The sequence below is a fragment of the Mucilaginibacter celer genome, assembly GCF_003576455.2.
Taxonomy (GTDB): Bacteria; Bacteroidota; Bacteroidia; order Sphingobacteriales; family Sphingobacteriaceae; genus Mucilaginibacter; species Mucilaginibacter celer.
Window position 1 is genome coordinate 6,162,125 of the sequence record NZ_CP032869.1, and the last position, 25,414, is coordinate 6,187,538.

Below are 25,414 nucleotides of genomic sequence, written 5' to 3' on the forward strand. Positions count from 1 at the left end.
ATTCGGATAATTTATAAATAAATATGCCTCTACCTTATAACCATGATATAAAAGCTATCCTTGAACGCCGTTATCACCGAAATTTGTTGTATGGATATTATGGAGGGATTTTTAACCCTGTCGAAGATAAATTTTATGCATGCACCTGGGTGAAACTTTCTACAGTTGATTATGATGAATTTATCTGGCACCATGAACAATTAATGGGTAGTTCTGCAATGTATTTCGATATTGAAAAAACAAGAAAGCAAGTCGATTCAAATTCCTGGCAAAGCAAAACTCCTAAGGAATGCATAGATGAAGGCATCTACCTATATTTTTCAGTTTTATTTATGGGGGTGTTTTTTGAGAACGAATGGTTTATTACTCCAAGCCTCTGTTTTTATGGGAATGACTTAGAAGAGGTTAAACTAAAAGAACGGGCTGAAGCAAATATTACATCGGGCAAAACATGGGAGAGTAGCCTTTTTCTGCCCGAAAAAGAGATTGACCTAAAAGGCTATCCCAAGATGGGTTTATCGCCGACATCTCTCGAGTTTAAAAATGTTCCCTGGATGGTATCCATAATAAAACAGGAAAGGAAAGAGCGGTTGAACCATGCTTATTGTATATATATTAATGAAGAATACCTAAAACCCTTTTTTGAAAAGTTAAAAATTCGGGATTATGAGAATTTTGTAAGTGCCGATCAGTTAAGATATGGTTACACAATGATTTTTCCTGAACATAAAAAGTATACCTTGTTTTGTGGTTTGATAGAAAATAATCAAGGTAAATGGAGGCTCGAGTATTTTTTTCTTAATGAGGGTAAGTTTTACCGATGGACCTATTTCAGTAAAACTGAACACGACTTTTCCTTTTTTTATGGGGATTTAATCATTGCTGATCTGCAGCAAATTTCTAATTGGGATCAGGAGCCTTACTTAGATTCGTCATGCACAATGGACGATCCTCACTTTTGGAATTGTTATGTTTTTTCCCGGGATAGCTCATCCGGTGAGTTTTTATATCTTGAGGAAATTCATTTTGACTAATAGCCCGCCAAAAACCATACCCACGTACAGCTATAATTGATTACTTTAGCGCTTTAGCATCGATATAAAAATTGATAATGAAACACTACGGACTTACAGGATTTCCGCTCTCGCACTCGTTTTCGAAAAAGTTTTTTACCGAAAAGTTTGAGGCCGAGGGCATTACCGACTGTCGCTATGATCTTTACCCCATAGAACATATTAAAGACCTGCAGGACCTGCTTGACGAGCATCCCGATATTAAAGGCCTGAACGTTACCATCCCCCATAAAATAAATGTACTGCCCTACCTGGATTGGATTGAGCACGATGCCCGTACAGCAGGTGCCGTTAACTGTATCCGTGTAACCGCCGAGAGCCCGATAGAGGCTGCTTTTTCGGGCGAGATAGGAGTAAAAGATCACGATTTCAGGCTGGAAGGTTACAATACCGATATTTATGGCTTTGAGCAATCATTAAAACCCCTGATAGGCGATGGAAACGACGATGCCCTGGTGTTGGGCGACGGCGGAGCTGCAAAGGCGGTAAAGTGTGTGCTTGAAAACTTAGGCATCAGTTATAAAGTGGTAACACGCAAACCCACGCATCAGCCGGATAATATCCTGTTTAAGGATTTGAAGCCGCACCACATCATGCATCATAAAATTATTATCAACACCACGCCGCTGGGCACCTATCCCAATGTTGATGAATGCCCGCCCATACCTTATGATTATATTGAAGATGGGCATGTACTGTATGATTTGATTTATAACCCCGAAGAAACCATGTTTTTACGGGAAGGCCGTTTGCGCGGAGCTGTTACCAAAAACGGTTACGAAATGCTGGTGCTGCAGGCCGAAAAATCATGGGAGATCTGGACCTCAAAAGAAAAGCATCCATGAAATATGCAGCTTTAGTAATTGTGACCTTATTGCTTTTAGCAGCATGCGGTGGCAATCATGACTATTCGCCAAAGCCGCGGGGCTTTTACCGCATTATGTTCCCTAAAAAGGAATACCAGGAATATACCGCCGGTTGCCCCTATACTTTTACTTATCCCAAATATGCAGTTATTGAGCCCGATAAAAAGGCCGGGGCCAAGCCCTGCTGGGTTAACATGCAGTTTCCGCAGTTTAAAGCTACCCTGCATTTAAGCTATCAGCCGGTTACTTCAAAAAAAGAGTTTAACGAACTGGTGGAAGATGCCCGCACTTTTGCGTTTAAACATACTGTAAAGGCCACATCAATTGATGAAGGCATTATTCATTATGCCGATAAAAAGGTTTACGGCATTTACTACACCATTGATGGTAACGCAGCTTCATCGGCACAGTTTTTTCTTACCGATAGTACTCAAAACTACATCCGCGGCGCGCTGTACTTCAATAGCGAACCGAGGCTTGATTCGATCCAGCCCGTGCTTAATTTTATTAAGCAGGATATAGCCGTGATGATTAAAAGTTTTAAGTGGAGATAAGAGAGGCAAGAGATCAGAAATCAGGATGCAAGATATATTTGGCTGAAAAATAATTAACCTATGCAAACCTGCTACATCGGTATCGAAATAGGAGGCACTAAACTCCAGGTAGTGTTGGCTGATGATGCCCTGGCCATCATTCAAACTTTTCGTTTTGTTGTTGATAAAAGCCGCGGCGCTGCAGGTATACAGGAGTCCATAACTCAAACTATAGCCGGTGTTTTAAAAGAATTTCATATTCGGGGTATCAGCATCGGCTTTGGCGGCCCGGTTGACAGGGAAGCCGGGCGCATTGCCAAATCGCACCAGTTAAGTGGCTGGGATGGTTTTGATATCTCCGGATGGCTGAAGCAAATGGTTAATGTGCCGGTTATTTTAGAAAACGACGCCAATGTTGCCGCCCTTGGTGAAGCAATACAGGGCGCAGGCAAAGGTTATGAACATGTGCTTTACATAACCCTTGGCAGCGGCGTAGGTGCCGGCATGATTGTTAACGGCGAAATTTATCACGGTGCCAAACCTGGCGAAGCAGAAATAGGACATATCCGCCTTAACCGCGAAGGTTTAACACTTGAAGATAGCTGCAGCGGCTGGGCGGTTGATAAAAAGATACGGGACGCGATGGCCCGTGAGCCGGATGGTGTTCTCGCCCGGCTTTGCGAGGGATTAAATGGCGGCGAGGCAAAAATACTTTTAACCGCTATTGACGAGGGAGATGCCACTGCCTTAAAAATATTGAATGTTACCGCTGCCGATCTTGGCTTCGGTTTATCGCATGCAGTACATCTTTTTCACCCGGATCTTATTGTTTTAGGGGGAGGCTTATCATTGCTGGGAGAGCCATTAGCCGTTAAGGTATATGAGGAGATGCAAAAGCACATCATGAAGCTTTTTTTGCCGGGACCTAAAGTGGTAATTGCCGAATTGGGTGAAAGGGTTGTACCCCTTGGGGCCATTGAAAATTTGAGGCAGCATTTAAGATAATTAGTTACTAAACAAACAGCCCGCTATATCCTTTGTTATCGATATAAGCAATGTTAAAAACAGTGCTTATATGATAACCATGAAACTCATCAAACTCAATAAAATAGGCAGCGACCTCAGGTTGCATACCGAAAACCTTGCCCATATCGGCTTCCGTAAAATATTCGACGGTATCGATCAGCTTAAAATAAAAAACGGCGTTGATAAACTTGGTATAGATGGTTTTATTAACCAATGTGCCTGTCTGGCTGCAGGCTCGGGCGCTATGGCCGGTAGCGGGGGCATGTTCACGCTTGTTGCCGGGATTCCGTTTGATTTTATAAACCTGATTACCCAGCAATTCAGGGCCATTATGGGCATCATGTATTATTACCGCGGTACTTACGAAAATGGCTTTGATGATTTTATGAGTCTTGTTGCCACCTCGGTTAAGGTAGAGGCTGGTGTAGCCATTACCCGCAGCATGATGGAAGGCATTGCCGAACGGATGCTGATGATATTAGGCACCCGTACAGCCGAGCGCCTGGTGCCGGTTGTTGGCGCTGTGATTGGCGGTACCGCAAACTACCTGTTTATAAAACGCATGGCGGCAAGGGTAAAAGAGATGCAGAAGGAGTTTGTGGTGATAGCGATTGAATAGATTTTATTCCTGATAGGAAATTGATGATATATTAATGCGGGTACAAGTTTTTCATAAAAAGAAAATGTCATTCGATAGAGCAGGGCGGAATTGAGTGATGGGGCGAAAGAGAAATCTTGTACGCCTCGCAAATCGCGATGCAAAGTTATGAAGCAGAGCGTACAAGATTTCTCCTCACCCGCCCCACGGATTCCTTCGCAGTTCGTCGAAATGACAGCTTTTTTTAAGATTACCAACCAACTACATCCCCTCAAGCATCCCCAAATCAAACTTAGGCTTCATAGTATACCGCAACTGGATCAGGCCGCTCGAAAATGTTTCGCTGCCAAGTAACACCAGTTGCACCCGCTCTTTAATATCTGTAAAAAGTGGTCGCCCGGCACCTAAGATTATGGGATGAACGGATAATAAAAGTTCGGAAATAAGATTATGCTCAATAAAAGCCGAAACAAGGCTTGCCCCGCCGAATAGCCAAATGTTTTTTCCATCTTGGGCCCTGATTTCCTCAACACGTTTTAAGAAATCGCCAGAGCGGATAAGCTCAACATTCCCGCCCTGTGGTTCATTCAAAGTATCCGAAAACACGTATAGCTTTATCCCGGCAAACATGTTAGGATCGGTATTCATAATGAGTTCATAACTTTTACGGCCAACAAATATGGCATCGCTGGCGTTGAAAAACTCCGTGAGGCCATAATCCTGGTCGTTAAAACACCAGTCGTATTCGCCGTTGGGGCCTTCTATAAAGCCATCAAGGCTTACTGCAAGGTTCAAAATTATTTTGCGCATGGGCTTTAATCTTCAGGTTCGCTTTTATGCAGTTCCTGCCATTGTTTACTGAATGATTTATCGGCCACCTTAGGCATCTCGCGTAAATGACCCCAGGTACGCTTGAAGAAGGTTTTGAGCAGGAAGTTTTTCATTCCGCCACCAAAAAAATCGGCCATGCTGCGTTTAAGCATTCCTTTTTTCCAGATGGCCCAACCCCAGCGCTCCTTGTTGGTTACCAGGTTTTGGTTAACGGCATCACGGCGGTTAAGCAGCAGCATTTTATGGATATCGATTTTAACCGGGCAAACCTCGGTACATTTGCCACAGAGGCTTGAAGCATAGCTGAGGTGCTTAAAATCTTCCATGCCCTGCGTGTGCGGGGTAATGATTGATCCGATAGGCCCGCTGTAGGTGGTAGCAAAAGTATGGCCGCCAATGTTTTTATAAATAGGGCAACCGTTAAGGCAGGCCCCGCAACGGATACAATACAAACCCTGGCGCTGATCTTTTTGAGCCAGCAGGTTGGTACGGCCGTTATCCAGCAACACCACGTACATTTCCTCCGGACCGTCGGTTTCGTTTGGTTTGCGCGGACCGCTTAGTATAGTATTATAAACTGTAAGGTTTTGCCCTGTACCATGGGTTGAAAGCATCGGCCAAAACAGATCAAGATCAGTAATTGACGGGATGACCTTTTCAATGCCGACAATGGCGATATGTATTTTAGGAAAGGTGGTGCAAAGCCTTGCATTACCCTCATTTTCGCTGATGGCAATGCTGCCGGTATCCGCCAGTAAAAAGTTAGCACCTGTAATGCCTACATCGGCCTGCACATATTTTTCGCGCAGCATTTCGCGGGCTTTCAGGGTAATCTGTTCCGGGGTGGCATCCGGCGGGGTGCCAAATTTTTCGTGGAAAAGTTTGGCAATATCCTCTTTACTGAGGTGCATGGCCGGGGTAACGATATGGTATGGCTTTTGGCCAAGCAACTGTACAATGTATTCGCCCAGATCAGTTTCGAGTGATTCGATGTTATTACTTTCCAGAAATTCATTTAAATGAACCTCCTCCGTAACCATCGATTTTGATTTCACCACGGTTTTGGCACCGGCTTTTTTGATGATGTTCAGGATCTCGCGTTGGGCTTCCTGCACATCATTTGCCCAGATCACTTTGCCGCCACGTTTTTGAAAGTTGGCCTCAAACTCGGGGAGGAATTTATCCAGGTTTTCCATCACCTTCCACTTAATTACATGCCCCTTCTTTTTGGCATTATCCAAATTAACAACCCGCGACAAGCCGCGGGCCACGGCCGTATTATAACGGTCGATATTAAAATTGATAATGCGGCGATGATCGGCATCAAAGGCTTTTTCCTCTGATTTTACCAGGAATTCTTCCGAGGTTGCTCCCATATATGCGAAAATAGGGTTTTGTTTTTTAAAAGTGAGTAGTTGATTGGGTTGATTAGGTGAGTGGTTGTGTTTTTTGATAAATAATTTTCACTGCCGCGGGTTTAGCGCAGCGTAACCCGTGGTGTAAAATAGTTCGGGTCTCTGACCCGAGTGGAACTTAAGTTATAAACTGAAGTCATGCCTAACCATAGGTTACGTTGCGCTAAACCTGCGGTAGCTATTCAGCTATCTTCATAAACAGAAAAAGGCGCAAACTGTGCGCCTTTTTCTGTTTTATTTATTTGTGAGACAACCATTCACCTAATCAACCCAATCAACCACTCACTAACAATTACTCTTTCCCCGCATTTCCGTCAACAACCGGGCGTTTATCGCGGTTAGCTAATTCCCAACCTGTATAGAATACCAGTTGAGCGCGTTTGGCCAACAATGGGAAGTTAATTTTGCTTACTTCATCACCTGGCTGGTGGTAATCGGCATGTACACCGTTAAAGTAGAAGATAATTGGCACGCCGTGTTTAGCAAAGTTGTAATGATCGCTGCGGTAGTAAAAACGGTTAGGATCGTTAGGATCATCATACTTATAATCAAGTTTTAGCTTGGTGTAAGTATTGTTGGCATCTTCGCCTATCTGGTGCAATTCCTTGCTCAGCATGGCCGAACCGATAGGGTAAACATAATTAGCCGAATCGGGCTTGCCAATGTACTCTTCACCTACACGGCCAATCATATCGATATTTAAATCGGTAATGGTATTAGCCAATGGGAATACAGGATGATCTGAGTAATATTCAGAACCTAACAAACCTTTTTCTTCGCCAACGTTACCTAAAAACAGGATGCTGCGGCGTGGACCGTGGCCGTCTTTTTTGGCTTTAGCGAAAGCACGGGCAATTTCGAGGATGCCGGTAGTACCCGAACCGTCGTCATCGGCACCGTTGTTTACTTTATCTTTGGCTTTCTCGTCGGCTACCAAACCAATATGATCGTAATGGGCCGAGAAGATCAATACTTCATCTTTCAGATCGGTACCCGGCATATAGCCCAATACATCTACTGCTTTTACATCTTTTTTAACGCTGATGTAGTTAACAACAACATCGTTTTTAATAGTGGCGGCCGGAACTATCGCTGCAGCCGAAGCTGATTTTAAATCGGCATAAGTTTTACCGGCTGGCTTTACCAGCTCATCAGCCATGGGGCCGTTGATGTTAATTACCGGGGCGCTGGTGTTTGCAGGTTTACTGCTTTCGTCTTTAATGGTTAAACGTGGACTGGTGATGCTTTTACCAAAGCGGCTAAGCACAGCGCCAATACCGGGATTGGCAGCCAAGATAATAGCCGGTTTTTTGCTTTGTAAGTTTTTTACAATTTTGGTACGCGCAGTACTCATGCGGTAGCTGGTGTTTGGCGTGGTGCCGGCCACCGGTTTATCTTCATTTATCCAAAGCACAATTTTGCCGGTAAGATCGATACTGCCAATTTCCTCGTCGGTACCGTAACCTACAAATACAACATCATTTACCGATGTGCTTTTATCAGGGAACGAACCGCCGAAATAAAAATCGGTGCCAAATTCAAAAGCTTTTCCGTTAATGGTGAATGCGGTGACTTTTAAGCCGTTTTCGGTAAGCGGCACATCAAAAAAGTACGATCCGTTAACAGGGCCCTGCAGGCCTAATTTTTTAAACTCGCCTGCAATATAGTTGGCAGCCTTTTCGGCGCCCGGTTTACCTGTTTCGCGACCTTCAAAGGCATCCGAAGCCAGGATACTTAAGTGTTTTTTGGCATCCTCGGCAGTAATAAGCCCGGCGTATTTAACAGCCGTAGCGTTTTGCTGTGCACAGGCCGCTGTAGCCGATGCCAACGCAAGGATCAATAATGGTAATTTATTCATTCTTTTAGTTAATAGTTCTTTGTTGGGACGGTTCATAGGTCATGGTTGATAGATCATAGTAAAAGCAAAATAGCGATATGCCCTAACTAATCTCTGATCTCCAACCTCTAATCTCTAAAACTACGCACATGCAATTTTCCCTACCCTTGTAGCGTGCCTGCCGCCTTCAAATTCGGTGTTTAAAAATGTGGTTACTATGGCTTTTGCTTCTTCGGGGGTAACAAAGCGGGCCGGGATGCAAACTATATTTGCGTTATTATGACTGCGGGCCAGTACGGCAATTTCTTCCTTCCAGCAGATGGCCGCACGGATGCCCTGGTGTTTGTTGGCGGTAATGGCTACACCATTGGCCGCGCCGCAAATCAGGATGCCCAGGTCGCATTCGCCGCTTTCAACGGCATCGGCAACGGGATGGGCGAAGTCAGGATAATCAACCGAATCGGGTGAATAGGTACCGAAATCTTTTATTTCGGCATCAGGTAATGCTTCTGTTAAAATTTGTTTGTAATCAAAGCCGGCATGGTCCGAGCCGATAGCGATTTTTAGTCCTTGCTTCATTTTTCAAAAGTATAACGTTTTACTACTGCTAAAGGTAAATAATTTGTTATACAACGAGCGAATTTACGGCTTTACAGGTCGCGGCCGAATCATAAAATAAGCCGAAATCACTTTTCGTAAAAAAAGGGATGGTTTTTGACGTGAAAAAATCGAATGTTTTTGAAAATGCGCTTAAAACTTAAGACACTTTATCAAATTCCTGCTCCTTTTTAATCTTACGTTTTTCAACAAGGCCGGCAACTACAATACTTACCTCGTATAAAACAAAAAGCGGGATACTTACTACCGTCATGGTAAGCATATCCGGCGTTGGGGTTACAACGGCTGCAATAACCAGAATAACTACAATAGCATAACGCCGGGTTTCTTTCATGAATTTTGGGGTCATGACGCCGAGGTTAGCCAATATATAAACGATAATAGGCAATTGGAACACCACACCTGTGGCAAGTGTTAAAGTTGCAACTGATGAGATGTAAGAATCAACATCGAACAGGTTTTCAATAGCAGAGCTCACTGTAAAACCCGAAAGAAAGTTGATAGACATTGGCGTGATTACGAAATAGCCAAATAAAACTCCTGTAAAGAAAAGCAAACAGGCATAAAACACAAAACCGGTGGCGGCTTTGCGCTCTGCATCATGAAGGGCGGGCTTAATAAAGCGCCAAATCTCCCATATAAGGTAAGGGATCCCCATGGTGATACCTATAATTAGCGCAGAGTTGATTTCGAGGGTAAACTGACCTGCCATTTCGGTATTGATCAGTTTAACATGTACATTGTTTATACAAAAGCCGTCGCGGTGCAGGGCTGCGCCGATTTTGCACAGCATGCGGTAGGTCCAGAAAGTTGATTTACTCGGACCCATGATAATGGTATCAAAGATCCAGTCGTAATAATAAAAAACAACAGCGGTAAATACTACAATGGCTATCGAAGCCCGTACGAGGTGCCATCTTAAAGCCTCGAGGTGATCAAAAAACGACATTTCTGCCTCTAACGTTTTCCCTTTTTCCTTGATGGCCTTGATGATCTTGTTCTCGCTCATTGTAATATATACCGCTGTATAAGCGTTATCGTGCTAAGTACGTTTTTTTATATGAAGATAGTTTGAATTTGCTGTTTTATATTTCAAACGTATCCATAAACTTGGTGGTAAAGTTACCAGCGCGGAAGTTAGGATCCTTCAATAATTTTAAATGGAATGGAATGGTGGTTTTGATACCTTCAATCACAAACTCGCTCAGGGCGCGTTCCATGGTGCTTAAAGCTTCATCGCGGGTTTGAGCCACGCAAATAACTTTGGCAATCATCGAATCGTAGTTTGGAGGGATAATATAACCTGAATACACGTGAGTATCGATACGTACACCATGACCACCCGGAGAGTGGAAATTGGTTATTTTACCTGGTGACGGGCGGAAACCGTTAAACGGATCTTCGGCATTGATACGGCACTCAATGGCGTGCATTGTTGGCTCGTAGTTTTTGCCCGAGATAGGTATACCGGCAGCTACTTTAATCTGTTCTTTAATCAAATCGAAGTTGATTACCTCTTCGGTAACCGGGTGTTCTACCTGGATGCGGGTGTTCATCTCCATAAAGTAGAAGTTGCGGTCTTTATCAACCAAAAATTCTACGGTACCGGCACCTTCATAATTAACGGCTTTGGCACCTTTAATGGCGGCGTCGCCCATTTTTTTACGAAGTTTCTCGGTCATGAAAGGCGAAGGCGCTTCTTCAACCAGTTTTTGATGACGGCGCTGGATAGAGCAATCGCGTTCAGAAAGGTGGCATACTTTACCAAACTGGTCGCCTACTACCTGGATCTCGATGTGGCGCGGGTCCTGAACATATTTTTCAAGATATAAGCCGTCGTTACCGAAAGCAGCACCCGACTCGGCACGGGCCGAATCCCAGGCGTTTTCAAACTCCTCGTCTTTCCAAACAATACGCATACCACGGCCACCACCACCGGCAGTAGCTTTCAGGATAACCGGGTAGCCAATTTTGTTGGCGATAGCGATACCTGTTTTTACATCGCTCAACAAACCTTCCGAACCGGGAACGATAGGTACGCCGGCTTTTTTCATGGTATCTTTAGCCGAAGCTTTATCTCCCATCTGGTTAATCTGCTCAGCAGTGGCACCAATAAATTTGATACCGTACTCGGCGCAGATAGCTGAAAACTTAGCGTTTTCAGATAAGAAGCCGTAACCAGGGTGGATAGCATCCGCATTGGTTAATTCGGCAGCCGATATAATGTTAGGGATATTTAAGTATGAATCGCGGCTTGGCGGCGGACCGATACATACAGCTTCATCAGCAAAACGCACATGAAGGCTATCACGATCGGCAGTTGAATATACAGCTACCGTTTTAATACCCATCTCTTTACAGGTACGGATAACACGAAGGGCGATCTCGCCACGGTTAGCTATTAGTATTTTTTTAAACATGGTTTTTCTTTAATGTGCAAATTACAGATGTGCAAATATGCAGATGAAAAAACGAATATGATAAACTCAATGAACGGGTCAAATTATAAATGTGCAGATGACTTATTGCATTCATCTGCACATTTATAATCTGCACATCCGCACATCAATTAAACTGGTTCTACTAAAAACAAAGGTTGATCGTACTCAACCGGTGAGGCGTTGTCAACAAGTACTTTTACTACGCGGCCTGAAACTTCCGATTCGATTTCGTTGAACAGTTTCATCGCTTCGATGATACATACCACGCTGCCTGGTTTTATTTCGTCGCCAACGTTTACAAACATAGGCTTATCCGGACCGGCCGAACGGTAGAAAGTACCGATCATCGGTGATTTTACGGTGATGTATTTAGATGTATCAGGAGCGGCCGGGGCTGCAGGCTCGGTTGGAGTTGGTGCAGGAGCGGCTGGCAACACAGGTGTAACCGGTTGGGTAACGGCCGGGATGGTTGCGTGCACTACCGTAGGCTGAACCTCGCTGGTTTTAATTGTGATCTTAAAATCTTTTTGCTCGATCGATACTTCGTTTACGCCCGATTTTGAAACAAAGCGAATAAGGTCCTGAATTTGTTTAATATCCATGTTGAAGGATTAATTGGTTTTGGACAGTTTTATACCTAAATTATAATCAAATGTGCAGATATGCAAATATGCAGATGTGCACATTATATGTTAATTAACTAATTAGTGGATCGAATACTGCGGTGATCCGGATTATGTACTCTTCTATAAGCAGATAACATGTACCTTTTACGGATGTTTTATTTTTTTGATGCTGCAAATGTACTTAAAAACTCAATTTGCACATCTGCTCATCTAAAATCTGCACATCCGAAATTAATAAGCCCATTTCAAATATACCGAACCCCAGGTAAAGCCACCGCCAAAAGCTGCTAAAATAAGGTTATCACCTTTTTTAAATTTGCTTTCCCATTCCCATAAACAAAGGGGGATGGTACCGTTGGTAGTATTGCCGTAACGTTCAATATTAATGATCACTTTTTCGGGACTGATGCCTGTGCGGTTTGCAGTAGCATCAATAATGCGCTTATTGGCCTGGTGCGGTACCAGCCAGGCAATATCATCGCCTGTAAGGTGATTACGCTCCATAACCTCGTGTGCAACATCTGCCATATTGGTAACCGCGAATTTAAACACTGCCTGGCCTTCCTGGTAGGCAAAGTGTTCGCCGGCATCAACAGTAGCATGGCTTGCAGGTTTTAATGAACCACCGGCTTTAAGGTTTAAATACTGGCCGCCCGCGCCATCGCTTTTCAGGATAGAGTCGATCAGGCCATTACCTTCTTCGTTTGGTTCCAATAAAACAGCGCCGCAGCCATCGCCAAAAATAATACAGGTAGCACGATCTTTATAGTTTACAATGGCCGACATTTTATCGCCGCCCACAACCAATACCTTTTTATGCTTGCCGCTTTCAATAAACTGCGCACCCGATGTTAAGCCGTAAAGGAAGCCTGAGCAGGCTGCCTGTAAATCAAATCCCCACGCGTTTTTAGCGCCAATTTTATTGGCTAAAACGTTGGCCGTAGCCGGGAAGATCATGTCGGGGGTGGTAGTACAGAAGATGATAAGATCGATCTCGTCGGCACCGATACCGCGCTTCCGTAAAAGTTCGGTAACAGCGGGGACCGCCATATCAGATGTAGCAAGGCCTTCGCCTTTTAATATGCGTCGCTCTTTGATACCGGTACGGCTGGTAATCCACTCGTCGTTGGTATCAACCATTGTTTCCAGTTCCTGGTTGGTTAATACATAGTCGGGAACGTAACCATGTACAGCGGTAATAGCGGCATGAATTTTACTCATCTTTATAAAATTACTGGAATGCTTGTTTTATTTTATCAACAAGATTGCTCTCTACCATGTCCCTTGATAGCAGCACCATGTTTTTAATAGCCTCGGGACTTGAGATGCCGTGGCCAACTACAACCGGGGCATTAACACCCAAAATAGGGCTGCCACCGTATTGTTCATAATTAAACCGGTCAAAAAACTCGTCCTTAAGCGCTTTTTTACGTGTAATAACATAAAACGATTCGGCCAGCTTTAATATTATATTGCCGGTAAAACCATCGCATACATATACATCGGTACCTTCGCTAAAAAGGTCGCGTCCTTCAACGTTACCAACAAAGTTAAACAACTTTGTTTCTTTCATTAAAGGGTAGGTAGCCTGACAAAGCAAATTGCCTTTTTCTTCTTCTTCGCCAATGTTAATGAGGGCAACCCGCGGGTTACTGATATCATAAACAGATTGCGCGAACAAGCTGCCGAGTACACCGAACTGAACAAGCACATCGGGTTTACAATCGGCATTGGCACCTACATCCAACAAAATACCCAAACCGCCTTTAAGTTTGGGTACAATGGTTGTCATAGCCGGGCGTGAAATACCCGGAATAGTTTTTACGCTGAACATGGCACCAACAAGCATGGCACCAGTGTTACCAGCTGATGAGAAAGCCTTGATCTCGCCTTTTTTTAACAGCTGGAAACCAACTGAAATGCTCGAATCAGGTTTCTGAACAATAGCTTTTGTGGGATGCTCGCCCATGCCAATAACTTCGGTTGTATGCACAAACTCGAAGTGATCGGGGCTTACACCATTTTCCTGAAGAATACTTACTGTAACCTCCTTATCACCAATAAGAACCAGCTTCTGGTTGGGTGATAAAGTTTTATAAGCTTCGATAGCTCCTAAAACAGCTGCTTTAGGAGCGTAATCACCGCCCATAATATCCAAGCCAATCTTCATTTTCAGAAAATTTAGCTTAGGCTACTGCTGCTTTTTCAATAAGTAACTTGCCGTTGTAGTAAACGTTACCATCAACAGTATACGCGCGGTGCGGCAAGTGTATAGCGCCTGTAGTTTGGCAGGTAGTTAAAGTTGGAGCTTCCGCTTTGTAATGAGTTCTGCGTTTATCTCTCCTTGATTTCGAAAATTTCCGCTTTGGATGTGGCATAATATCCTAAATTAATTATTTATTCATGTTCCTGAGGGCATCCCACCGTGGGTCTGCCTGCTCACTTTGTTCACCGTTTGCCGATAAGCTTTTCAGCTTATCAAGCATTTCTTTATCGCAGACTGAGTTATTACCCTCGCCGCAAATTGAAATAAACGGCACTGCTACGTTAATATATTCATATATCAACCCGGCAACGTCAATCTCGTGATCGTTTTTGCCGAGTGTTATAATCTCTTCATCCTCATCAATCTCTTCATCACTAAACTTAGCAATCTGCTGTTCGGTAATATCAAGCTGAATTGGCAAGGGCTTCAAACACCTATCGCAGGTGGTTTCAATTGTGCCATCTATCTTAAAGTTCAGGATCAGCATAGTTTCCTGCTTATCCAGTTCAATTTCACAGTGCAGGGTTGCTTTCTTAACGAGCGAATATTCAAACTCGTCAAAAAAATCATCCTGTATGTCATACTCAAACAGGTGTTTCCCCAGTTTAAGCCCCGTAAAGGGAATCGAATATTTTTTAAGCGATTTCAATGAGCAACAATTAGCCCGCAAATGTATGGAAAAATACCATAACTGAAAAGTGTTTTTTCATTTTGCCTTTTTTGGGAGCTGAAAGGTAAAAGGCTAAAGGTAAAAGGTTGATAGTTAGGGAGATTATTCGGTGTGAATAATCTCCCTGATTATCGGCAGATCAGTTGCCTGAAAGCTCTGGTTTCATTTTCGAGGCCAGTTGCAGCGCTTTATATGCGTTTACAATACCGCCTGTTTTTGAGAGTGTTGTAAAATTTACCTTCTCGGTTTTGCTGCCGGGCTTCAATACCATGGTGGTAGTAAGCGGCGTAGCCGAACCCAAAATGGCCTGCTTCAGCTGTTTGGCACTGAGGTTGGGATAGTACTCCAGTATTAAAGCGGCTATGCCCGCAGTAATTGGCGAGGCAAAGCTGGTGCCATCTTCGGTATCTGATTCGGCATCGGTAGTGAGCGAAGTTACTTTCACTCCCGGCGCGAAAACATCAACGTTTTTTTGACCATAGTTGGAAAAATCTCCGGCAAGTTTTTGACCTGATTTAGGGCCCGATGCACCTACATTGATCACATTATCAGCATCAGTTGCCGATCCATCCAAAAAAGTATCATTCGGAAACTCCGGCTGGGCATCTACATCCTGGTTATCATTTCCGGCTGCCATTACCAATAAAACATTTTTTGAAGCAGCGTATTTAAAGGCGGCATCAACCCACTCTTTATGCGGAGAGATTTTTTTACCAAAACTCATGTTAACTACCCTTGCGCCGTTATCAACCGCATAGCGAATGGCGTTGGCTATGTCTTTATCATATTCATCGCCATTGGGTACGGCTTTGATAATCATGAGCTTCACATTATCGGCCACGCCGTTAATGCCGTAGTTGTTATTACGTACCGCGCCAATTAATCCGGCTACACCTGTTCCGTGGGCGGCATCGGCAAATTTTACCAGGTTGTTGCCATAAGGTTTGCCATCCTGTACATCCGGATCGTCACCTACAATGCGCTTGCGCGAGGTAAGATCGGGCGATACATCGTTGTTTAGTTTGGCCAAATATTCGCTCAGGTCTTTGATGATCTTGGCATTGTTGGCACCTACACCCTCTTGCGAGAAAACCGATTCCCAAACGTATTTGCTTTGGCTCAGGGTATCGTTAAGGGCTTTTACGCGTACCAGGTCAGCTTTGGTAAAAGTACCATTGGCCGGTAAATTCAAACCGCGTTTAATGTAGCCGCTGGTAACCATCAAAGCATTCATCACAGGCGAAAGCTGGCTGATCTCGGTATTGGCCTTATTCACCGTCGAATCATAAACGGTTTTAACGCGTAGCCAGTACGCGTATTCTTTTTTATCGGTAGCGGTCGAGTCGGTAACGGACGCGTATTTGCCCTTCAGTTTGTTATACTCGCGCACCTCCTCGGTGGTTTCGGTAAAGTCGGCCTTGCCGCCGGGGCCGCCTAAAAAGTTCCAGCCGTGTATATCGTCAACATAACCGTTATGGTCATCATCAATACCATTGCCCGGAATTTCCTTTTTATTTACCCAAAGCACCGGTTTCAGGTCTTTTTGCAGGGTATCGGCACCGCTGTCAATAGTGGCAACCACTACAGGTTTGCTTTTTTTTGCCTTTACAAACAGGTAAGCCTGTTTCAGGCTGATGCCGTAGTAGCCGGTTTCCTTTAAATCCAGCAGGTGCCAGGCCTTAGGCGGGGCAGGTTCGGCCGCAGGCATTTGTTGAGCCGAAGCCGAATAGTTGAATAATAATGCTGCTGATAAAGCTGTGCCGGTAACGTACTTGCAAAAATTGAACATTGAACTTGTTTTTTATTAATCTGTCTTTTTTAAAGACTTTGTTGAATCGTTTTAGTTTAAATTGTCTGAACCGGGATTTGGGGGGATTAGGAGGATTTATAGGATTTTTTGTCTGAACCGGAATTTATCGAATTAAAGAATTTATGGAATTTGCTTAGCATTCTGTTCATTCCTTTAATTCGATAAATTCCGGTTCAGAACCTAACTAATCTCTATTCTCCAATCACTAATCTCTCAATAAGGGCGTTGCCTGCGGCCGGGCTATGCGCTCATACTGCGCAGGCCTTAGCCACGAGGCCGGTATCCGCTCCTATCCCTAACGCTTTTTCTGAACCGGGATTTGGGTGGATTATGGGGATGGGCAGGATTTTTCCCTTATCAATTTATTAAAAAGGACAAGCAAATCCTATAAACCCCCATAATCCACCCAAATCCCGGTTCAGACAACCTCTACAAATCAAACTTAATCCCCTGCGCCAATGGCAAGGTTTTAGAATAATTTATAGTATTGGTCTGCCGCCTCATATAAACCTTCCAGGCATCTGAGCCTGATTCCCTGCCGCCGCCGGTTTCTTTCTCACCGCCAAACGCACCGCCAATCTCCGCGCCCGAAGTACCGATATTAACGTTGGCAATACCGCAATCGGAACCCGCATAGGATAAAAATTGTTCTGCCTCGCGCAAATTATTGGTCATGATGGCTGATGAAAGGCCTTGCGGAACGCTGTTTTGCAGTTCGATGGCCTCGTCGATGGTGCTGTATTTAATGAGGTAAAGTATCGGCGCGAAGGTTTCGTGCTGTACTATCTCAAAATGATTTTCCGCCTCGGCAATGCATGGTTTTACATAGCATCCCGATTCGTAACCGGCACCTTCCAGTTTGCCGCCTTCTACCACAAAGTTGCCGCCTTCGGCTTTGCATTTCTCAATCGAGTTGAGGTATAAAGCAACTGCATCATTATCGATCAGCGGGCCCATGTGGTTATGCTCATCCAATGGGTTACCAATCCTGATCTGTTTATAGGCATTAACCAGTTTCTGTTTAAAAGCTTCATAAACACTTTCGTGGATGATGAGCCTGCGGGTACTGGTGCAACGCTGCCCGGCTGTGCCCACCGCGCCGAAAACAGCACCGATCAATGACATATCCAGATCCGCATTTTCGCTGATGATGATGGCGTTATTGCCACCAAGCTCCAGCAGGCTTTTGCCCAACCTTGCGCCTACAGCAGCGCTAACTGCTTTGCCCATGCGGGTAGAGCCAGTGGCGGATACCAGCGGAACACGGGCATCCGCGGCCATTAACTCGCCTATATTACGCTCACCTATTACCAGGCATGATACACCTTCTTCAATATTGTTCTTTTTAAAAACTTCCTGTGCTATGTGCTGGCAGGCAATCGCCGTTAACGGAGTTTTTTCGGATGGTTTCCAGATACAAACGTCGCCGCAAACCCAGGCCAGCAATGAATTCCAGCTCCAAACCGCTACCGGGAAGTTGAATGCCGAAATAATACCTACAATACCCAGCGGATGGTACTGCTCATACATGCGGTGTTCAGGCCTTTCGCTGTGCATGGTCAGGCCGTATAACTGGCGACTTAAGCCTACTGCGAAATCGGCTATATCAATCATCTCCTGTACTTCGCCCAGGCCCTCCTGCAGACTTTTGCCCATCTCGTAGGATACCAGTGTACCTAAGTCTTGTTTGGCGGCGCGCAGGGCCTCGCCAATCTGGCGTACTATCTCTCCTCGTTTGGGCGCAGGGGTTTTGCGCCAGGTTTTAAATGCTTTGGCCGCCTGCTCAACTGCCTGGTTATAATCGCTTTCGGTAGCTAAACGTACTGAGGCTATCTTTTTACCGTCAACCGGCGATAGTATATCTTTTACAGTAGCATTGGCGCTGCTGCCCCAGTTGTTGCCTGTACTAAAGGCCTCATTAATATCGTTTATATGTAAACGTTTTAGGATATCTGAAATATTAGGCTCCATAATTGTTACTTTTGCCAAAGGTAGAAATCTTTGAGGCAATTTTTCAGTATCCCCCATTTGTTACCTGCTGTATCCATTGCTATTAATTATCAAGGCTTTGTAATAAACAGTTGTTAACAATGTGTGAATGTTGAAAACTTAATTGCATTTGGGTTGGTTTGTTATTGTAATTTAAGACTCAATAAGTCTTTACAAGGCAATTTGTCAACCTAAAGCGGATGTTCTGCAAACAAAATTGAATGGAAGAAGAATTTGAATTTGGTTTTACCGAAGACCCAAAATTCTCGGTAGAACGGTACGAGGAAATGATCAGAAATCAGGACTTGTACTTTTTTGATGCCCAGGCGTTTGAGAACATTATCGACTACTACATCGAGAAAAATGACCCAGCCAGGGCTTTACAGGTAGCAGAATACGCGCGAAATCAGCACCCTTTTGCGGCAATTTTCCTGATTAAACAGGCCCAGCTGCTTGTGGTAACCAACAAGGTACCCGAGGCATTCGCGGCCCTGGATAAAGCTGCCATGCTCGAAGCATCTGATGCTGATATTTATATCATCCGTGGCAACCTTTACGAAAGCCTGGAGCGTTACTCGGAAGCGTTAGAAAACTACGAAAAGGCGCTCGACCTTGCCGAGGAAACCGACGAGATATTGCTGCACATTGCCTACGTTTACCAAAACATGGGCGATTACGATACGGCCATTACCTACCTTAAGCTTTGCCTTAAGCAAAACATGGAAAATCAGGATGCCCTTTACGAACTGGCTTTTTGCTACGACGTAATGGACAACCAGCAGGAAAGCGTACAGTTTTACCAGCAATATATCGATAACGAGCCCTACAGCTACGCAGCCTGGTATAACTTAGGTAACGCTTTTACCAAGCTAAGCCTGTTTGAAAAAGCTATCGACGCTTATGATTATGCTATCTTAATAAAAGACAGCTTTGCATCAGCCTACTTTAATAAAGGTAATGCGTTAGTTAACCTTGAAAAATATGCTGAAGCGATAGAAGTATACCGCCAGACTTTTGAATACGAGCAACCCAATGCCGATACCTATTGCGCTATTGGCGAATGCTACGAAAAACTGGAGCAGATGGACGATGCCCGGGCTTTCTATAAAAAATCGGTTAAGATGGACCCTAAACTGGCCGATGCCTGGTTTGGGATTGGTGTAACCCTCGATTTTGAGGAGCGTTATTTTGAGGCCCTGCACTTTTACAAAAAAGCGCTCGATCTGGATATTGCCAATGCCGATTTCTGGTTTGCCATTGCTGATGCCGAGTATAAACTTGGTCATTTGCCCGAAGCCGAAAAAGCTTACGAAAAGGTTGTTGAGCTAAATCCGCTGGATGTTGATGCCTGGCTGGATTATTCATCGATACTGTACGAACAGCAAAAGCTTAACGAAGCTACCGAGATTATAGCCGAAGCGATAAAAAACAACCCTGAATCTGCCGAGCTTTATTATCGCATTGTTGCTTACTTATTTGCCAAAGGCGAATACAACGAAGCCCTCAACAACCTTGAGTACGCCTTAACGGCCGATCCGGATAAACACTACATCCTGTTTGATTACCTGCCGCAGCTGCAAAATAATAAGGTGATTATTGATATTATTGCGAGGTATACGAGGTAGGGTTGGGTGAGTGGTGAATGGTTGATTAGGTGAGGGGTTTTGCCGCGGAACATAAAACAACAATGGCGCGAATTTCGCGCCTTTGTTGTTTTATTATGATTAACTGCCGCGGGTTTAGCGCAGCGTAACCCGTGGTTCACCATCACTTAAGTTTATAACTTAAGTCCCACTCGGGTCAGAGACCCGAATAGTTATTCCCACAGGTTACGCTACGCTAAACCTGCGGTAGCAAAAGTTTATAACTTAAATCCCCACTCTCGGGGCACAGCCCCGAATGGTTATTCCCACCGGTTACGCTGCGCTAAACCCGCGGTAGCAAATAGTAAAAAGATAGGATCCACGCCAACCACTCACCTAATCAACTCAATCAACCGCTCACTAAAAAAAACAACCACTCACCTAATCAACCCAATAAACCACGTACCTAAATTTAACATTTGAAATTTGCACATCTGCACATTTGTTGCGACCTTTACGGCAGTTAGAACTTTTAGTTATAGGCTATAACCACCGTCTTGAAATGAACTACACTATCAATCATCTTCCCGAACGTACAGCTAAACCACGTGATAAAGGCATTACCATGGTTATGGATAAAGGGCTTAGCCTGCGCCAGGTTGAAGATTTTATTGAAGTTGGCGGGCCATATACTGATATTGTGAAACTGGGTTGGGCTACATCGTATGTTACGCCAAACCTTGATCAAAAACTACAGCTTTACCGCGAAGCCGGCATTCCGGTTTATTTTGGCGGTACTTTGTTCGAAGCATTTATTGTGCGTAACCAGTTTGATGATTATCGCCGTTTACTGGATAAATATAAACTGGAGCATGCCGAGGTATCAGATGGATCGATCACCATCGAGCATGATGTGAAATGTAATTACATCAGCGAACTGGCCAGGCAGGTAACCGTGATCTCGGAAGTAGGTTCGAAAGATGTACAGAAAATCTTCGCCCCTTATAAATGGATCAAGCTCATGAACGCCGAACTTGAAGCCGGCTCGTGGAAAGTGATTGCCGAAGCCCGCGAAAGCGGCAACGTAGGGATCTACCGCGATTCGGGCGAGGTACGCCAGGGATTGGTTGATGAAATATTAACCCAGATTTCGGAAGAAGCTATTATCTGGGAAGCTCCGCAAAAGGCACAACAGGTTTGGTTTATTAAGCTTATAGGTGCCAATGTAAGTTTGGGTAACATCGCCCCGGCAGATATTATCCCCCTGGAAACTTTGCGCCTCGGCATCCGTAGTGATACTTTTGATCACTTTTTAGAAATGTAATTGTTGACTGATCTTATACACAATTAACCAGGGCCTTCGGAATTTTCTGAAGGCTTTTTTTGTTTGGACGGGTATGCAGGATTAAGAATCTACGCTTAGCTGCTCAGGTATGGAAGCGTGGACGCTACCTTTAAAAAAGATGCGGGCGAAGTACGCTTGGGGCTGTGATTAAAATAGAATAAAAAAACGGCGAACCTGTTTAACAGATTCGCCGCTTTTTTATAGTATTGGGTTCTTTCCTGTCTATTTCGCACTAAAAATAACCGAAGTTACCCCTGCTGTCATAGCAGCCTTACTTGCCGGTTTATACACAAAAAACAGCTTATGCATTTTACCATCGGTAACCGGGTTAAGCACAAGGTGTACAACACCGCCTTTGGCATCCTTAGCCGGTACGGCCATACTGCCTTTTCCGGCTACCGCGCCGGTTTCAGAATCCAGCCTCAACTCAAAATTAAGAGGGGCCGTTGGTGGTGCCTGCCAGAAGTTGGTAAGGTTGATGGAACGCACGCCGGTTAAATCGATATTGTCAATCTCAAACCAGCCATCGCCGCCAGGGTAGATCATCAGGTTGATACCATTGTATTTAAAGGCGGTAAATCCGTTAAATTTCTCCGAGCCTTTAAACAAATAAGTGCTGCTGTTTAGCGATACTACGGCGTTTCCGGTCATCTTTTTGATGTCGTTACCGCCATCATCAGTATATTTGGCCGAGAGCACCAACGCCGCCGACTGTTGTTTTTCTGGCGGAGCAGGCAAAATAGTACCCGATGCAGCCAATGATGGTTTCTGATCGCTCTTATCTAACGAGAGCACCCAGTTGATGATCTGGTCAAGATCACCTTTTTTGATGCTTGGGTGGGCCGACATTGCAGTTTCTCCCCAAACACCGGCACCGCCTTTTATTACCTTTTGGCTAAGTTTAGCCGCAGCGTTAGGATCTTTTTTGTATTTGGCTGAAACCTGTAAAAACGACGGACCGATAGATTTACCGTCTTCCTTATGGCAGCTTTTGCAATCCATGGTTAACATAATGGTTTTACCGCGGTTTTCAGGTTCGCCCTGTTCTAATTGCGCAGCAGTTTGCGCTTTATCAAAGCCATCAATATAATCAAGCCCTACATAAATGCGTTTCGGATCAACCGCTTTGGTATCCGGGCCATCGGTTACGCTAACTGCATATTTAACGGGCAGGCCCGGCAGATAGAACGATTTATTACCTCCGGATATATTGATGCTAACCGTAGGCTGCTCGTTACCTGCGTAAACGGCTATAGGGGCGCCTTTACCGGCAGCACCTTTATCATCCTTAGTTTCAACCGTAATTTTATAATCGCCTACAGTAGTATAGGTATAGCTAAGCGTTGGCGTAGTTGTTTGTTTGGTTACGCCGTTGCCTAAATTCCAGGTGTAGGAGATATTGTCTTTTTCCGGATCGTGAGCCTCAACCGAAAGTTTAACAGTAAACGGCAGCACGCCCGATTTTTTGTCGGCTTTAAATGATGTGATCTCTGGCGGGCGGTTGCCTGCTATATAATCAATCCTGAACAAGCCTGCATCCGGGTTGTGGCTAAACCAGCCGCTGCCGTATTCCAGGCCGTAAAGCCTGCCATCGGGGCCAACCTCCATATCAATCATCGAGTTCACCTTCAGTTTAGGGAAGAAAGGCTCCATCTTATCAAAATCACCTTCGGGTGTAAGACTGATGGCCTTGATCCAGCCGCGCATCCAATCGTACGCTAAAAACTTGCCGTTATAATAATCGGGCAGGCGGGTATCTGAAGGGAACATATCAGTATAATACACCGGACCAGCCATGGCATTTCTGCCGCCTGTACCAACCTGAGGGAAATCGGCCGATGGTCCGTACGGATACCATACAAATGCGGGCTGTGCCGGAGGCAGGTCACGCAAACCGGTATTGTTGCGCGAATCGTTAACCGGATGTTTCGGATCAAAGGCCGGGCCCGATTTGCCTGTGCCATAATCATACAGATGGTATGGTTTGTTATCGCCTACAAAATAAGGCCAGCCAAAATTACCGGCTTTTTTTGCCTGGTTAACCTCGTCATAACCCATAGGGCCGCGGGTATCCAAACTGTCGTTATGCGCATCCGGACCAACCTCACCCCAGTACAGGTAACCATTTTTCTGATCTACCGAGATACGGTACGGGTTCCTGTCGCCCATTACATAAATTTCGGGGCGAGTTTTAGGTGTGCCTTTAGGGAATAGGTTGCCTTCCGGGATGTCATACGTGCCATCATCCTTTACATTGATGCGCATAATTTTACCGCGAAGATCATTGGTATTACCTGCCGAGCGGCGGGCATCAAATTGTAAATGTCCCGGCCTGTCATCCAGCGGAGCATAACCGCTGCTCACGTATTTCTGACCCTTTTCATCAAAAGGCGTTGAGTTATCACCGGCCGAGAAAAACAGGGTTTTATCAGGCCCCGGTCCGAAGGCTATCGAGCCGCCGGTATGGCAGCAGATCTCGCGCTGCGCCTTTACCTCCAATATTACTTTTTCGGTTTTCTTATCAAGCGTATCGTTTTTAAAGGTAAACCTCGATAAGCGGTTAACCGAACTATCCGCAGGGCTGTAGTAAATATAAATCCAGTTATTTTTTTCAAAGTCGGGGTCTTTAGCCAAACCCAACATACCTTCTTCTGCATTTACATTGGGTACGTGGGCTTTCCAGTACACATCAAAAAAACCAACCTGTTTTACCTTTTGGGTATCGTGCTTATACAGCATGATTTCGCCGCGGCGTTGCAGTACCAGTATATCAAAGTTAGGTAAGATGGTCATTTCGGTAGGCTCAAAAAACTCGCCGGTTGAGAGCTGGGTCTTTTTAAACCGGTCCTCATCGGGTGGGTTTTGTGTTTTGGCTTTGCCGTAATCCAGTTCCTTATTATCGCCAATGGCATATTTAATACCGGCAAGCAGCATTTTCAGGTAACCGGCTTCTTTATAAGTTTCGTCGGTATGGCCCATGGCGGTATAAAACGAGCGACCGCCATCAAAATCATGGTACCAGGTGGCAGGATGCAGACCCATACGTTTGCCGCCTTTGTAGGTGCTTTCGTCAAGGGTGATCAGTACATGCACATCCTCAGCCAGCGGTTTGCGGAAACTGTAAAACTCGTCGGTGCGTTTCCAAACCTTTGGCAGGTCTTTGGTGGCATCGTTATTAGCATCAACTATGTTATAGGTGCCGGGTTGTACGTTGGGGTTTTTATCGTGGATGCCGGGATGGTCATAAAACCAGGCGCCAACCAGGCGGCCATACCAGCCCCAGTCGTACTCGGTATCTGATGCAGCGTGGATGCCCACAAAGCCGCCGCCTGCCTGGATATAGCGCTCAAAAGCGGCTTCCTGGCGGTAATCAAGTACATCGGCGGTAGTGCTTAAAAATATCACTGTTGAGTATTGTTTCAGTGTATCGTCATTAAACATTGCCGAATTTTTTGTGGTATCCACGTCAAATCCGTTTTCGGCACCAAGTTTTTTGATAGCTACGATACCCGCATCGATAGATGCATGGTGAAAGCCCATGGTTTTTGAAAAGATGAGCACCTTTGGTTTATTGGGGCGCGTTTTGTTACAGGATAAATAAATGCAGCTAAGGGCCGCAAACATTATCAGCACGATTTTTCTCATATCGACTTTTGTATTGGTTTTGGGTTAATTGGTTTTATGCCTTTAATTTTTAGGGTTTGGGGCCGTAATTTACTCAATCGATTGCAATAAATTGCTGCCTATCAAATTTATAACTAAATATTTACGAAACAATAGCCAATGTGTAAAAATGACACGATAAATTATTGTGTTGTTTTTTAAAGCTTAAAATCAGGTTTATCTATTTGAATTGAGGTGGCATGAAGGCTAATAAAAAAGCCGGC

21 protein-coding genes are annotated in these 25,414 nt (G+C 44.6%); 7 read left to right on the plus strand and 14 right to left on the minus strand.

Going from position 1 to position 25,414, the window contains the following annotated elements; genetic code table 11:
* Nucleotides 1-23 precede the first annotated feature (23 nt).
* From HYN43_RS25650 to HYN43_RS25670, 5 genes are all read left to right on the plus strand, one after another.
* Entirely contained in the window at nucleotides 24-1,034 is a 1,011-nt protein-coding gene (locus tag HYN43_RS25650; RefSeq protein ID WP_119406734.1) for a hypothetical protein, read from the plus strand.
* A 77-nt stretch (nucleotides 1,035-1,111) separates the two neighbouring features.
* A complete protein-coding gene (locus HYN43_RS25655; protein ID WP_119406735.1) occupies nucleotides 1,112-1,918 on the plus strand; it encodes a shikimate dehydrogenase family protein in 807 nt (268 codons plus the stop codon).
* Nucleotides 1,915-2,493: a gliding motility lipoprotein GldD gene (gene gldD / locus HYN43_RS25660; protein WP_119406736.1), complete on the plus strand. Its 579-nt coding sequence runs from the start codon at nucleotides 1,915-1,917 to the stop codon at nucleotides 2,491-2,493. The genes HYN43_RS25655 and gldD overlap by 4 nt, the downstream gene beginning before the upstream one ends.
* Before the next feature lie 60 nt (nucleotides 2,494-2,553).
* Nucleotides 2,554-3,477, plus strand: coding sequence for an ROK family protein (locus HYN43_RS25665; protein WP_119406737.1), 924 nt, complete (start codon nucleotides 2,554-2,556; stop codon nucleotides 3,475-3,477).
* A gap of 79 nt (nucleotides 3,478-3,556) precedes the next feature.
* The gene (locus HYN43_RS25670; RefSeq protein WP_119409122.1) at nucleotides 3,557-4,117 is read left to right on the plus strand and encodes a hypothetical protein; all 561 of its coding nucleotides are present in this window, start codon (nucleotides 3,557-3,559) and stop codon (nucleotides 4,115-4,117) included.
* A gap of 240 nt (nucleotides 4,118-4,357) precedes the next feature.
* Here the strand turns inward: HYN43_RS25670 and HYN43_RS25675 are convergent, their stop codons facing one another.
* From HYN43_RS25675 to amaB, 13 genes are all read right to left on the minus strand, one after another.
* Nucleotides 4,358-4,906, minus strand: a complete 549-nt coding sequence (locus HYN43_RS25675; RefSeq protein ID WP_119406738.1) for a dihydrofolate reductase family protein — start codon at nucleotides 4,904-4,906, stop codon at nucleotides 4,358-4,360.
* A gap of 5 nt (nucleotides 4,907-4,911) precedes the next feature.
* Nucleotides 4,912-6,303 (minus strand): LutB/LldF family L-lactate oxidation iron-sulfur protein, encoded by a 1,392-nt coding sequence (locus HYN43_RS25680; protein ID WP_119406739.1) that lies wholly within the window; start codon nucleotides 6,301-6,303, stop codon nucleotides 4,912-4,914.
* Nucleotides 6,304-6,634: 331 nt separating this feature from the next.
* Nucleotides 6,635-8,236, minus strand: a complete 1,602-nt coding sequence (locus tag HYN43_RS25685) for a M28 family peptidase (protein ID WP_245447021.1) — start codon at nucleotides 8,234-8,236, stop codon at nucleotides 6,635-6,637.
* Between the two features lie 84 nt (nucleotides 8,237-8,320).
* Nucleotides 8,321-8,758, minus strand: coding sequence for a ribose 5-phosphate isomerase B (gene rpiB, locus HYN43_RS25690; protein ID WP_119406740.1), 438 nt, complete (start codon nucleotides 8,756-8,758; stop codon nucleotides 8,321-8,323).
* Between the two features lie 178 nt (nucleotides 8,759-8,936).
* Nucleotides 8,937-9,806, minus strand: a complete 870-nt coding sequence (gene tatC, locus HYN43_RS25695) for a twin-arginine translocase subunit TatC (RefSeq protein WP_119406741.1) — start codon at nucleotides 9,804-9,806, stop codon at nucleotides 8,937-8,939.
* Nucleotides 9,807-9,882: 76 nt separating this feature from the next.
* Complete coding sequence (gene accC / locus HYN43_RS25700; RefSeq protein WP_119406742.1) at nucleotides 9,883-11,217, minus strand: acetyl-CoA carboxylase biotin carboxylase subunit; 1,335 nt, start codon at nucleotides 11,215-11,217, stop codon at nucleotides 9,883-9,885.
* Nucleotides 11,218-11,366: 149 nt separating this feature from the next.
* Nucleotides 11,367-11,840, minus strand: a complete 474-nt coding sequence (gene accB / locus HYN43_RS25705; protein ID WP_119406743.1) for an acetyl-CoA carboxylase biotin carboxyl carrier protein — start codon at nucleotides 11,838-11,840, stop codon at nucleotides 11,367-11,369.
* A 255-nt stretch (nucleotides 11,841-12,095) separates the two neighbouring features.
* The gene (locus HYN43_RS25710) at nucleotides 12,096-13,085 is read right to left on the minus strand and encodes a beta-ketoacyl-ACP synthase III (protein ID WP_119406744.1); all 990 of its coding nucleotides are present in this window, start codon (nucleotides 13,083-13,085) and stop codon (nucleotides 12,096-12,098) included.
* Between the two features lie 10 nt (nucleotides 13,086-13,095).
* Entirely contained in the window at nucleotides 13,096-14,034 is a 939-nt protein-coding gene (gene plsX / locus HYN43_RS25715; protein ID WP_119406745.1) for a phosphate acyltransferase PlsX, read from the minus strand.
* 16 nt (nucleotides 14,035-14,050) lie between these two features.
* Complete coding sequence (gene rpmF, locus HYN43_RS25720; protein ID WP_119406746.1) at nucleotides 14,051-14,242, minus strand: 50S ribosomal protein L32; 192 nt, start codon at nucleotides 14,240-14,242, stop codon at nucleotides 14,051-14,053.
* A 15-nt stretch (nucleotides 14,243-14,257) separates the two neighbouring features.
* The gene (locus HYN43_RS25725; RefSeq protein WP_119406747.1) at nucleotides 14,258-14,779 is read right to left on the minus strand and encodes a YceD family protein; all 522 of its coding nucleotides are present in this window, start codon (nucleotides 14,777-14,779) and stop codon (nucleotides 14,258-14,260) included.
* Nucleotides 14,780-14,939: 160 nt separating this feature from the next.
* Nucleotides 14,940-16,589, minus strand: coding sequence for a S8 family serine peptidase (locus HYN43_RS25730; RefSeq protein ID WP_119406748.1), 1,650 nt, complete (start codon nucleotides 16,587-16,589; stop codon nucleotides 14,940-14,942).
* A gap of 450 nt (nucleotides 16,590-17,039) precedes the next feature.
* Nucleotides 17,040-18,581 carry an L-piperidine-6-carboxylate dehydrogenase gene (amaB, locus tag HYN43_RS25735; RefSeq protein ID WP_119406749.1) on the minus strand — a complete coding sequence of 514 codons (1,542 nt, stop codon included), beginning with the start codon at nucleotides 18,579-18,581 and terminating at the stop codon, nucleotides 17,040-17,042.
* A 239-nt stretch (nucleotides 18,582-18,820) separates the two neighbouring features.
* Between amaB and HYN43_RS25740 the strand changes: the two genes are divergently transcribed.
* Both HYN43_RS25740 and HYN43_RS25745 read left to right on the plus strand, forming a co-directional pair.
* On the plus strand, nucleotides 18,821-20,224 hold the full coding sequence (locus HYN43_RS25740) for a tetratricopeptide repeat protein (protein ID WP_119406750.1): 1,404 nt from the start codon (nucleotides 18,821-18,823) through the stop codon (nucleotides 20,222-20,224).
* A gap of 520 nt (nucleotides 20,225-20,744) precedes the next feature.
* Nucleotides 20,745-21,506 carry a phosphosulfolactate synthase gene (locus tag HYN43_RS25745; protein WP_119406751.1) on the plus strand — a complete coding sequence of 254 codons (762 nt, stop codon included), beginning with the start codon at nucleotides 20,745-20,747 and terminating at the stop codon, nucleotides 21,504-21,506.
* Nucleotides 21,507-21,749: 243 nt separating this feature from the next.
* Here the strand turns inward: HYN43_RS25745 and HYN43_RS25750 are convergent, their stop codons facing one another.
* Nucleotides 21,750-25,172, minus strand: a complete 3,423-nt coding sequence (locus HYN43_RS25750; RefSeq protein WP_119406752.1) for a ThuA domain-containing protein — start codon at nucleotides 25,170-25,172, stop codon at nucleotides 21,750-21,752.
* Nucleotides 25,173-25,414 lie beyond the last annotated feature (242 nt).